The organism is Hydrocarboniphaga sp. (assembly GCF_028291725.1).
Lineage (GTDB): Bacteria > Pseudomonadota > Gammaproteobacteria > Nevskiales > Nevskiaceae > Hydrocarboniphaga.
Genome location: NZ_JAQGNT010000068.1, coordinates 1 through 11,923 on the forward strand (window position 1 = coordinate 1; position 11,923 = coordinate 11,923).

The 11,923-nt window shown below is 64.6% G+C and carries 11 protein-coding genes; 3 read left to right on the top strand and 8 right to left on the bottom strand.

Annotated features, from left to right (window positions below):
* Positions 1-108: 108 nt before the first annotated feature.
* The 8 genes from JWQ90_RS19020 to JWQ90_RS19055 form a co-directional block, all read right to left on the bottom strand.
* A complete protein-coding gene (locus JWQ90_RS19020) occupies positions 109-1,524 on the bottom strand; it encodes a KUP/HAK/KT family potassium transporter (RefSeq protein WP_299696590.1) in 1,416 nt (471 codons plus the stop codon).
* A gap of 202 nt (positions 1,525-1,726) precedes the next feature.
* The gene (locus tag JWQ90_RS19025; protein ID WP_299696591.1) at positions 1,727-2,887 is read right to left on the bottom strand and encodes a DUF1501 domain-containing protein; all 1,161 of its coding nucleotides are present in this window, start codon (positions 2,885-2,887) and stop codon (positions 1,727-1,729) included.
* A gap of 28 nt (positions 2,888-2,915) precedes the next feature.
* The gene (locus JWQ90_RS19030; RefSeq protein WP_299696592.1) at positions 2,916-4,328 is read right to left on the bottom strand and encodes a DUF1800 domain-containing protein; all 1,413 of its coding nucleotides are present in this window, start codon (positions 4,326-4,328) and stop codon (positions 2,916-2,918) included.
* Between the two features lie 129 nt (positions 4,329-4,457).
* Positions 4,458-5,699: a DEAD/DEAH box helicase gene (locus tag JWQ90_RS19035; RefSeq protein WP_299696593.1), complete on the bottom strand. Its 1,242-nt coding sequence runs from the start codon at positions 5,697-5,699 to the stop codon at positions 4,458-4,460.
* A 238-nt stretch (positions 5,700-5,937) separates the two neighbouring features.
* On the bottom strand, positions 5,938-6,945 hold the full coding sequence (locus tag JWQ90_RS19040; protein WP_299696594.1) for a DedA family protein/thiosulfate sulfurtransferase GlpE: 1,008 nt from the start codon (positions 6,943-6,945) through the stop codon (positions 5,938-5,940).
* A 182-nt stretch (positions 6,946-7,127) separates the two neighbouring features.
* Positions 7,128-8,921 (bottom strand): DUF885 domain-containing protein, encoded by a 1,794-nt coding sequence (locus JWQ90_RS19045; protein ID WP_299696595.1) that lies wholly within the window; start codon positions 8,919-8,921, stop codon positions 7,128-7,130.
* A 92-nt stretch (positions 8,922-9,013) separates the two neighbouring features.
* Positions 9,014-9,283, bottom strand: a complete 270-nt coding sequence (locus tag JWQ90_RS19050; protein ID WP_299696596.1) for a hypothetical protein — start codon at positions 9,281-9,283, stop codon at positions 9,014-9,016.
* 33 nt (positions 9,284-9,316) lie between these two features.
* A complete protein-coding gene (locus tag JWQ90_RS19055) occupies positions 9,317-9,508 on the bottom strand; it encodes a hypothetical protein (protein WP_299696597.1) in 192 nt (63 codons plus the stop codon).
* A gap of 254 nt (positions 9,509-9,762) precedes the next feature.
* Here JWQ90_RS19055 and JWQ90_RS19060 point away from each other — a divergent pair, with 254 nt between their 5' ends.
* The 3 genes from JWQ90_RS19060 to JWQ90_RS19070 form a co-directional block, all read left to right on the top strand.
* Complete coding sequence (locus tag JWQ90_RS19060) at positions 9,763-10,722, top strand: beta-ketoacyl-ACP synthase III (protein ID WP_299696598.1); 960 nt, start codon at positions 9,763-9,765, stop codon at positions 10,720-10,722.
* 20 nt (positions 10,723-10,742) lie between these two features.
* Positions 10,743-10,889 (top strand): ATP-binding protein, encoded by a 147-nt coding sequence (locus tag JWQ90_RS19065; protein ID WP_299696599.1) that lies wholly within the window; start codon positions 10,743-10,745, stop codon positions 10,887-10,889.
* Positions 10,890-11,019: 130 nt separating this feature from the next.
* Positions 11,020-11,923, top strand: a 904-nt coding sequence (locus JWQ90_RS19070; protein ID WP_299696600.1) for a Calx-beta domain-containing protein, incomplete at its 3' end; no start/stop codon positions are given.

Here is an 11,923-nt window from a genome sequence, read left to right on the forward strand (position 1 = left end):
TGAGAAACAGCCGTCGCGAAATCCCGTAGTCCCCCGCCGACTGCTTCCAAGTCACAGGCCACCACGTCGCCGCCACAGAGCAAGCCTTGCCGCCGGATTTACGCGGATTTACGCAGCCGGTAACACCAGCGCGCGGCCACGGTGCCAGGTGCTCATCAGCACGAACAGCGTCGCGCCCAGCGCCAGCGGCAGCGGCAGCCAGCCGCCATCGACGACCTTGATCACGCAACCGCCGACCATCAGCACGTCGAGCGCCAGGAAGAACAGCGTCAGCAGCGTGGCCCGCGCCAGGCCGAGCTTCCAGTGCCGGACCATCACGAAGAACAACAGCAGCGAGGTGACCATCATCGTCAGCGTCACCGCGATGCCGTAGGCACCGGCCAGCGCCGACGAGCTGCCGAAGCCTTCGACGACCGCCAGCACGCCGATCATCAGCACGAAGTTCACGCCGGGCATGTAGATCTGCCCGACCTCGCGCGACGAGGTGTAGTCGACCGCCATGCGTGGCAGAAAGCCGAGCTGGATCGCCTGCTTGGTCATCGAGTAGGCACCGGTGATCACCGCCTGCGAGGCGATGATCGCCGCCAGTGTCGCCAGCACCAGCGCGGGGATCGCCCATTGCGAGGGAAACATGCGGAAGAAGGGATTATCGACCGCGTCGGGATGCCCGATCAGCAGCGCGCCCTGCCCCATGTAATTCAGCGCTAGGCTTGGCAGCACCAGCGCCGTCCAGGCCAGCTGGATAGGCCGGCGGCCGAAGTGGCCAAGGTCGGCGTAAAGCGCTTCGGCTCCCGTCAGCGCGAGCACGATGGCGCCCATTACCGCAAACAAATGCCAGCCACGAGCGGCCAGAAAATTCCAGCCGTACACCGGATTCAGCGCTGCCAGGATCTGCGGCTGCTGCGCGATATGCAGCACACCGACCAGGCCGAGCACCACGAACCACAGGAGGATCACCGGACCGAAAGCTTTGCCGACCGTGCCGGTACCGAAGCGCTGCACCATGAACAGCCCGACCAGGATCGCCAGCGAGGCCGGCACCACGAAGCGCTCGAATGAAGGGGCGATGATGCTCATGCCCTCCATCGCGCCGATCACCGATATTGCCGGCGTGATGATGCTGTCGCCGTAGAACAGCGTCGCGCCGCAGACGCCGATCAGCAGCAGCGCCGCCCGCAGGCCGCGATGCTCGACGGTACGCGAGGCCAGCGAGGCGAGCGCCAGGATGCCGCCCTCACCGCCGTGATCGGCGCGCAACACGATGATCACGTATTTGAGCGTGACCACCAGCAACAGCGCCCACACAATCACCGAGACCGCACCGATCAGGTTTTCCGGAGCCAGCGATAGGCCGGTCATCGGACTGAAGACTTCCTTGAAGGTGTACAGCGGACTGGTGCCGATGTCGCCGTAGACCACACCCAGCGCCGCCAGGGTCATCGCCGCGACACCCGAGCGCCGCGGCGGTGCAGATTGGCTGGAGGCGGTGTTTGCAGCCGGGGACTTGTTGAAAAGCGAACTCATGAGCCTGGGAGTCTCTGATGAAGTCCCGCGCATCCGCAGCGGACGGATACAGAACGATCGATGCAGAACAAGGAACGAGCGGCCCAGTGTATTGGACATACGCAAGGAACGAGCGACGCCGCAAGCGCCCGGAATCCGCTGCTTTTTCGGCCGTCCGGAGCGACAGCCCCATCTGCGGCGAACGCGCCGAGTCGGTCGAGCCTCAGACGAGCGCCAGCGGCTTGAAGCGTTGTGGCTCGATCTGCGCATCGCCGGCATTCCACCAGCGGCCGAGGACCGTGTTGTAGACGCAGCGGTAATCGATGGTCGCCGGCACGTCGCCGTCGTCGAGCTTTGCAAAGCGTGGCGGTTCGCCATACAGGCCGCCCTTCACCGCGCCGCCGATCACGAAGTGCGGCGCCGCCTTGCCGTGGTCGGTGCCACCGCTGGCGTTCTGCTGTGCTCGCCTGCCGAATTCGGAATAGGTGACGATCAGCGTGTCCTTCCAGATTCCGGCCGACGTAAACGCCGTCCTCAGCGCGGCCATCGTATCGCCGAACTGCTTCAGCAAGCCGTCCTGGCGGCCGCGCTGCATCACGTGTGTATCGAAACCGGTCAGCGCGATCTTGACGATCGGCGTTGCCGGATTGCCGATCAGCAGGCGAGCCGCCTCGCTGGCGTCGCGGCCGAATGGCGACTTGGGGAAATCGCCGGCCGGCGAGGGCCGGCTGGAACTCAGCTCGTGTCCGGCGGCCTGGATGTCGCGCTGAACCGCCAGAATATGTTTCAGCGCCGGATTGTCGGAGGCCGACTTCATCGCCTCGACGCCCCGAGATTCGCTGACAAAACTGTCGGCATCGCCCATCACCACCGGCTGCATGTCCGCACCGGTCGCGGGCTTGGGGTTACGGCCGATGACCACCGCGTCGGCGGCGAAAGAACGGCCGAATCGGCGCTGGACATCGAGCCGCGACAGCCAGCCGTCGGTGCCGATCTTGTCCGAGTCGGTCGCGGTGTCCCATATCTCGATCGAACGGAAGTGCGAGCGGTTGGCCCGGGCATAGCCCAGCCCCTGCACGAGCGCGAGTTCCCTGGCGGCATACAGCGGCATCAGCGCGGCCAGCGCCGGATTGAAGCCGACGTGCTCGTCGAGTTGCAGCACCTGGTCGCGCGCCACCGCCAGCTGAGGCCGCAATTGCAGATACAAAGGGTCGGCATACGGAATCAGCGTATTCAGCCCGTCGTTGCCGCCGTTGAGCTCGACCAGCAGCAGCCGCCGCACCGGCACGCTCGCAGCATCGGCGGCGAGCAGGTTCCGGGCTGCAAAACCCAGTGGTGCGATTGAGGCCATTGAGGCCGCCTGGAGCAGGGTGCGTCTTTTCATGGCTGGCGATCCTTGGCCGTTGTCGTCGTCATTTGAGGTTGTAGACCGGATCCAGCAGCAAGGTCTCGAGCCGGTCCGGCGGCTTGGCGCCGTCCACCGGCGGTATGACCGGCGGCAAAACCAGCACTTGCCGCATCATCTCGGCGGGCGGCAGGGATTCCGCGACTTCGCCGAAGCGTCTCTGTAGATCGGCGCTCTGCCGACGGAGTTCCATATCGGCGACACGCTGCAGCCGCGTCCGCACGCCGGGCTTGCTGGACGGGGGCGGCGCATCGCCCGCCAGTTGCTGCACGAACCGTCGCCGTGCCAGCAACCACTCGCTGGTGATCCACTCATCGCCACCGGGCCAACCTCTGACGTTCGGCGGTGCGAACAGCGTCTGTCCCATATCGGAGGTACTGACCGCCGCATTCAGCGTCGAAAGCGGCAGGTCCAATGAACGCAAAGTGCCGACTACGAATTCAACCGGTGACTTGACCATCAGGCCGCTGTTTCTCGGTTCGGTAAACGCGGGCTCCCGGAGCAGGGCCTTCAATAACAGGGCGATTTCCCAGTTCTTGCGAAAGCCGGCCGCGAGCCGCTGTACCGCGGACGGATCCGGATCGGGCGAGACGAACTCGCTCCACAGCTCGTCGACGATGAACTCGGCAGCACGCGGCTGCTGCAGGATCAGGTCGATAACCTCGTCGCCATCCAGGTTGCCGCGATGCCCGAGAAAGGTTTTATCACCGTCGTCGTGCTGCTTGGCATTGGCCTCGAACTGGCCGCCCGGAATCGCGATCCTCCACCCGGTAAATGCGCGGGCCGCTTCCTTGACGTCGTTTTCGGTGTAATGCCCTTCGCCCAGCGTGAACAGCTCGAGCAGCTCGCGCGCAAAATTCTCGTTGGGTTGGCTCTTCTTGTTCTGCTGGTTGTTCAGATACAGCAGCATCGCCGGATCGCGGGCGACGGCATGCAGCAGATCCCGGTAATTGCCGAGCGCGTACCGGCGCAACATCAGATTCTGCCGATACAGCAACTGCACCGCCTTGACGGTCTTGAACGACGTGGCGAAGTGGCCATGCCAGAACAGCGTCATCCGTTCGGTCAGCGGCGTCGGTGTCGACAGCATCTCCTGCAACCACCAGCCTTGCAGTTCGACATAGCGCCGTTGCCACTCGACGTGGAGCGCACGCTTCTCCTCCGGACTCAGATCCTTTGGCGTTAGCGGGAACTGCAAGGGTTCGTCGACCCAATCCGGCGGCGGCGTGCTCGCCACATGACGTGCGGCGGCAGAGTCGACACGCCGGTCGACCGCCTCGGCGTAGGACCCCGATTGCGGCCTGTTGCTCAGCTCGGGACCAAAGCCGGTTCTCAGCGCCAAATGCGACGACTCGTCCGCCGATAGCGCGAACGCGCCGCCCCAATACCCGACGAGTATCGCAACGATCAGCACACGCATCAGCGGCTCCGGGTTTCGTTCCTGTCCGATCATGCCGCATTGATCGAACGGCTACACGGGCGCGGTGCAAACCGCTACATGCAGGCGCCGGCCGCGATCGGGCACGGAGCCCGCTCGAAACCAGCGCGCTCAGGTCTCGCCGCGAGCAGCGGCCTCGCGCGCCTTGTCCTTCCTGCTCTTGCGCTTGCCCTTGATGCCACCGGCCGGCACTGCTGCGGGCAAAACCGCGGTCTGCGCCGGCTCGAAGCCGGCAATGCGCTCGCGCGGCAGGCGGAACTTGTTGCGGTTCTCGATCAGGCGGAAATGCGCCTCGGTTTCGGCGCTGACCAGGTTGATCGCCAGGCCGCTCTCACCGGCGCGGCCGGTGCGGCCGATGCGGTGGGTGTAGTCGTCGGCCGAGCGCGGCAGATCGTAGTTGATCACCACCGGCAACTGCGGAATGTCGAGGCCGCGGGCGGCAACGTCGGTTGCGATGACCACCTGCAGCGCATGCGAATTCAGATCGGCCAGCGCCGCGCTGCGCTTGCGCTGGCTCAGTTCACCGTGGAACGGCGCAGCGTTGATGCCAACGTGACACAGCAGATATGAGAGCTGTTCGGCCTCGTTCTGGGTGGCGACGAACACCAGCGCGCGAGTCCAGCCATTGTCGTGAATCAGCCGCGTCAGCAACTCGCCGCGGCGACGGCTGTCGACCTCGATCGCACGTTGCACGATCGCCGGGCCCGCGTCGGATTTCGCTTCGACGTCGATGCGTGTCGGGTTCAGCAGAATATTGTCGGCGAGCCGCTGCACCGAATCCGGAAAGGTCGCCGAGAACAGCAGGCTCTGACGAAACACCGGCAGCAACGACAGGATGCGATTGATCTCGTCCGCGAAACCGAGATCGAGCAGGCGATCGGCCTCGTCCAGCACCAGAGTCTGCACGTCGCCGATTTTCAGCGCGTTGCGATCGATCAGGTCGAGCAGGCGGCCTGGTGTCGCCACCATGATGTCTGCGCCGCCGCGCAGATCCATCATCTGCGGATTGATCGAGATGCCGCCGAACGCCACGACCGTCTTCAGCGGCTGCGGAAAGCTGCGCGACAGTGCGAGTATCACCTCGCTGATCTGCACCGCCAGTTCGCGCGTCGGCGCCAGGATCAGTGCGCGCAGCTTGCGCGGCGTCTCGCTGCGGCCGGCGATCAGCCGCTGCAACAGCGGCAGCGCGAAAGCAGCGGTCTTGCCCGAGCCGGTCTGAGCGCGGCCGAGCACGTCCTGGCCGCGCAGGATCGCCGGGATCGCGGCCGCCTGAATCGCGGTCGGCACGATGAAGTTCTGGGTACCGGCGGCGCGGGTCAGTGCCGGTACGAGACCGAGTGCGGCAAATGGCATCAGCAAGGTGTTCCGGTTATTGCTTGTGAGCTGCCCGAGTACGGAGAGCCTGGCTCATTATCGCATCCGCTCTGCCGGTGCACCGCTTGGCCGCATGCGATACGGCCAGTCGGACCGCTGGTCGTAGGTCGGCAATCCTTTGCCGACGCTTTCGCCCGATGCACAATCGGGGCCTGCAATCGGGGCCTCACGTCGGCAAAGGATTGCCGACCTACGTTAGGCGGTGTCTACGCCGGCGTCAGGAAACTTCGCGTACCGCTACGCCGATCACGCTGGGATCGCGACTCGTGTCGCCGGCCACCATCGCCACGATAGGCTGCAGCTGCCAGCCCTCGCTGCGCCAGGCTTCGAGGCCGCCGAGCAGCGGCCGCACGTCGTCGAAGCCCAGCTTGCGCAGGCGTTGCGCGACTATCGCCGCCGAAATCTCGTTCGGGCAGGAGCAGTACAGAATCACCTGTTGCTTGCGTGTCAGATCGACCAGTTCCGCCTCCAGCTGCAAGATATCCAGCGTACGCGCGCCCGGGATCAGAAACGGGTCGTGACGCCGGCTCTCCGGCGTGCGCACGTCGATGATCACCGGCACCGGTCCGGCCGACATCAGCCCATAGAGCTCCTGCACCGAGATCCGGCTCATCTGCAACTGCTGCAACAAGCGCCGGCGCCGCAGCCAGCGGAAGCCGATGAAGCTGGCCAGCGTGATCACGACGGCCGCGCCGATGCCCAGGCCGAAGTCGTGCAGGATCTGCATCAGGAAATCGATCTGACCAGCGAACAGATAGCCGAGCAGCAGACCAAACACGATCCACAGCGCGGCGCCGGTCGCGTCGTGAATCGCAAAACGCGCGAACGGCACGCGCGCGGTGCCCGACATCGGCACCGACACCACCGATAGTCCCGGCACGAAGCGCGCGACCAGCAGAATCCTGACACCGCGGCGCTCGAAGAAACTCTCGGTGCGGCGCACGCAGGTATCGCGCGACAGCGACATCTGGCACAGCAGCCGCAATACCGCAAAGCCATAACGGCGACCGGCCGCATACCAGAGCGTGTCGCCAGCGACAGCGCCGACCCAGGCGCCGCCGAAGCTCAGCCCCGCCACGGCGACCGGATCACCGCTGCCCGCAATCACGCTACCCGCGAAGATCAGCGCCGGCATCGTCGGCACCGGCAGACCGAGCGACGCAGCGAACACGCATAGCGTCGCCAACAGCGGGCCTAGCAGTTGTGGGTCGAGTGTAGTGAGCATGGCGATCCCCGAAATTCTATGCCCATTGGCGCATCGATACCCGGCGGCCGCTCGGGCATTCCGGCACCAAAGCGCAGCTCTGATCGCGAGGCCTCGTTCGCGGTCAAGGACCGCTCCTACAACAGGCGCAACCAGCGTTGCGCAAAAATCCTGTAGGAGCGGTCCTTGACCGCGATTGGTCCCTAGAACAGGGAACCGTCGTTCGTCCCCAGCATCTGCTGCCGCACCAGCGGAATCGGCGGGCCGCCATAGGACAGGAACTGGTCGTGAAATGCGTGCCAGCCTTCGCGGCCGCCATGCGTCTTCGTCCAGTCCTCGCGCAGCTTCATGATCATCAGCTTGCCCATCGTGTAATTCAGATAGGCCGGATCGTAAGTGCCGCGCGCGGCCTGCTGGCGCGCGTTGCCAGCGTCCTGAAAGCCATCCTCGACGAATAGAGTTTCGCAGGTCTGCACGCTCATGCCCTGGGTATGCAGGCCGATCGCGCAGATGAAGCGCACGTTGCGCAACAACGCTTCGGACAGCTGCCCGATCTTGTACATCGCTCGCTCTTGCGGCTTGCCTTCGCCCAGGCCGGCGTCATACATCATCTCCTCGGTGTAATGCGCCCAGCCTTCGGCGAAGGCGTAGCCGACGAACAGCTGGCCGAACTTGGAAGGCGAGCGGTTGGAGTGCAGGAACTGCAGGAAATGCCCGGGCCAGACTTCGTGGGCCGAGGTGAACAGCAGCACTGCCTGGCCCGGCACGTAGTCGAACTGCTCCTTCTTCGGCCAGGTCGGATCCGGCGGCGCAATGTAGTAGGTCGATGGCATGCCCTTGTCGTACGGGCCGGGAATGTCGATATAGGCGAAGTTCCAGCGCTGGTACGGCGGCGCCTCGGCAACCAGGGCCTTCTCATCGCTCGGGATCGTGACCAGCTGCTTGTCGATGACGAACTGGCGCAGCGAATCGAGCTGCGCACGCGCGCCTTCGACCGCGCCGCCCTTGGGCTTGTCGGCGTTGACCTTGTCCATGCAGGCATGCAGCGTCGCTTTCGGCGCGTATTGCGCGCAGGCGACTTTCAGCGCCGCGAGATTGCGCTGGAGATCCGCCTGACCCACTGCTTCCAGATCCTTCAGCGGCGTCGCCACGCGCTCCGTCGCCAGCAGCATCTTGGTGAAGCGCTCCGTGCCCAGCGCGTAGTCGTCATTGGCTTTTGGCTGCTCGCTTTTCAACCACGCGGTGAGCGCTTCCAGCGATTTCGCGGCCGGTTCCAGCGCCGCCTTGAAATCGGCCTGCAGCGCCGGATCTTTGACGTCGGCAAAAATCGGCGGGACTTGCTGGCGGAAGAAATCGGGAAACCCGCCGAAGCCGTTGATGCCGAGCGTGACGAAAGTCTTGGGCATCGGCGAGCGCAGGTTCGCGCGGATCTGCGCGACCGCGGCCGGCACCGCTTTCAGGTACGCGGTGAAGGCCTTGAGGCGCACTTCGATCGGCGCATAGGGGCGCGTCAGATAGGTGCTCGGATCCAAGCCGCTGGTGCTCAGGTAAAAGCCAGGATTGCGGAACGGCGTTTCGGCGTCGCGCAACCAGAACAGCGTGCCGTCGATCGTTGCCAGCAGGTAGTCGCGCTCGAAGCGCTCGTCGGCGCTCAGCAGCTCGTCGGAAAAAGCGGCGGCCTTGGTCCGCGCGGCGTCGAGCCGCGCGACCTCCACGGCGATGGCCTGTGCGCTCCAGTCCGGCAGTTTGCCGTCGAACTCGTGGCGCCCCTGGCTGACCGCGAAGCCGGGGTTGGCTGCAAAGCTGTCTTCCTGAAAGCGCTCACGGAACGCCGCCCAGTCGGCTGTCTTGAGCGTCGGCGCTGCCTCGGCGGTGACAGGCGTTTTGGGCAGCTCTGCGGTGTTGTTGCCGCAAGCGGTGAGACTGAACAGCGCCAATGCGCCCAGGCAAAGCGAACGGCGACGAAGCGCGCCGCTGAAACAAGCGGAAGCCAGCATGGGTTCACGTCCTTAGGATCGGCGGCGATGCCGCATTGCCGCATCGTAAACGTGAACGCCGCGGCCGGCGAGGAAGCGCCGGCTAAGGCTGTTCAATCGACCGGGTAGCCGGCCCGCTCCAGCCGGCGCGCAGCGCGGCGCTCGGTGGTCGCATCAACCGCGCTGCCATCGAGGCGTAACGGGGCCTCGGCTGCGGCGATGCGCTGGCGCAACTGCTCGAGCTGCTGGTCGACTTGCGTGTTTTCGTCGGCAACCAGCAATTGCTGGGCGACCGGCCGGGCCTCGCTGGCGACCGGCAAACCGGCCAACAGCAGCGCAACTAGCAGCAGAGTTTTGTGACGGCAATTCAGATCGATATTCATCGGAGCGACCTCCTGTCGCAATGCAACGCGGGTTCAACGGCAGCGCGCGTTCTTGATCAGCTGCTCGAGCAGATCGCCCGCTTTAGGCTGGCGATGCTCGCCATCCAGCTGCCCTTGCTTCAGCACCGCATCGTGAACATCGCCGGCGCGCGCCGGTGCGCCCAACGCCGCGCCGAGCAGCGCCGACAGGTCCTGGATCGAGATTTTCGGAATCGGATCATTCATCGCAGAAACTCCGGTGTGACACCGGACAATTTCCGGCAGGGCCAGAATCGCAACGCCAGGTTGCTGGCGGATATCCCCGGCATTGCATAGGGTTACGCCGTGTAACGCGGCGCGACCGGCACCTGGCCCCATACGCTCGCAAGTTGTACTGCAGCCGGACAAGATCCAAACTGTATCCATATAAACCGTACTTTTCTGCAGCGCCCGGTGCACCGGACTCGCCGGAGCACATCAGATTATTAATCTCATTATCAATGGCTTATTCGCGTATCACCGGCACGGGCAGCTATCTGCCGGAAAAGGTCCTCAGCAATTCCGACCTCGCCCAGACCGTCGACACCACAGACGAGTGGATCTTTGAACGCACCGGCATCCGCCGGCGCCACATCGCCGCCGAAGGCGAACAGACCAGCGACCTGGCGCAGGCCGCGGCCGAACATGCGATGCAGGCTGCCGGCGTCACCGCCGCCGACATCGACCTGATCATCGTTGCAACCTCGACGCCGGACATGATCTTCCCGTCCACCGCCTGCCTGCTGCAGGCCAAGCTGGGGGTCACCGGCGGCGCCGCTTTCGACGTGCAGGCGGTGTGCAGCGGCTTCATCTACGCGCTGGCGACGGCCGACAAGTTCGTGTCCAGCGGCACGTCGAAATGCGCGCTGGTGATCGGCGCCGAAACGTTCTCGCGGATACTCGACTGGACCGACCGGCGCACCTGCGTGCTGTTCGGCGACGGTGCCGGCGCGGTGGTGCTGCAGCCCTCCGAGGCACCAGGCGTGCTGTCGGCGCATCTGCATTCCGACGGCCGCCACAGCGGCATCCTGCGCGTGCCGGGCGGCGTGCAGAACGGCAAGGTGGTCGGCCATCCCTTCCTCGAGATGAACGGCCAAGCGGTCTACAAGCAGGCCGTCCGCGTGCTCGGCGAAGTCACCCAGGAGGCGCTGAAAGCCAACGGCCTGACCGGCGCCGACCTGCACTGGATGGTCCCGCACCAGGCCAATATCCGCATCATCATGTCGACCGCCGAGAAGCTCGGGCTCAAACCCGAGCAGGTGGTGACCACGGTGCACGATCACGGCAACACCTCGGCCGCGTCGATCCCGCTGGCGCTGGACGTGGCGGTGCGCGACGGCCGCATCCAGCGCGGCCACAACGTGATCTTCGAGGCCGTTGGCGGCGGCCTGACCTGGGGCGCGGTGTTGGTTCGCTGGTAGGTCGGCAATCCCATGTTTGTGTGGCTGGGGCTCGGAGACACACCGGGGAATGCCTCTGTACTCCAGACCAAATTGCATGTTTTCGCGGCAGGGTTTCGGGGCCGCTGCTGAACCGCATTGATCTGCCGATTTTCGTGCCGCGCGTACGACTAACGACGCGCCAGTAACAAAACGTGATCCCGTTCCCATTCCAATGTCGGAACTTCAGTTAGTGTCCGAGAGGTTGGTGGCGGATACGAACGCTGGCAATTGATCGGGTCAGGGCATCCGAGCGCTCGCACCATCTGGGAGAGAATGATGAGACTGGGTGCAAAGCGAGTTGGGTTTATTGCAGCGCTGATCGTGATTACACCGAGCGTCATGGGTGCGTCCGGCACGGCGACATACACCTACGACAATCTGGGGCGGCTCAAGGGCGTCTCCTACGAAGACAGCACGGCTCAGAGCTATACCTACGATGCGGCCGGCAATCGCCTGAGCACCGGCTCGACCGGCCTCTCGACGGTATCCATCGCTCTGACGGCCAGTGGTGTTGAGGGCAACGCCATCTCCCTGCAGATTTCACGCAGCGGCTACACCGCTTCCGCGATCGTATTGGCGGTAGCCGCCGCAAATGGATCGGCGACCGCCTCCGTCAACTACACCCCGCCGCAGAGTTCGTACACGCTACCGGCGGGCCAGTCTTCGGGCTCATTTCCTGTCAGCACCATACGCGATGGTAAATACAACACCGACTTGAGCTTCACGGTCTCGATCAGCACGTCGAACCCTGCCGTGCAGATCGGAAACTCGGCAGCGACCGTCACGATCAACAACAACAACACGCTTGACCCTGCACCGGTCTTCTCCATCTCGGGGCCGACGACGGTGACCGAATCCAATGTGGCGACGTATACCGTCACCCGGACCAATGCAACGGCGCTGACACATTCGATCAACTACACGACCACGCCGGGGACCGCCATAGCGGGGGTCGACTACACGCCGGCCAGCGGCCAATTCACTTTCGCGCCCACCGATACGCCGAAGACGTTCCCGGTCAATACGCTCAATGACGCCATGTATGACCAGAGCCGCACGTACAGCGCGTCGATCAATACGCCGACCGCCGGCGCAACGCTGGGCACGAGCAGCGTCACCACCACGATCAACGATAACGACCCGGCCCCGGTCTTCACCATCAGCGGGGCCAACCCGTCCA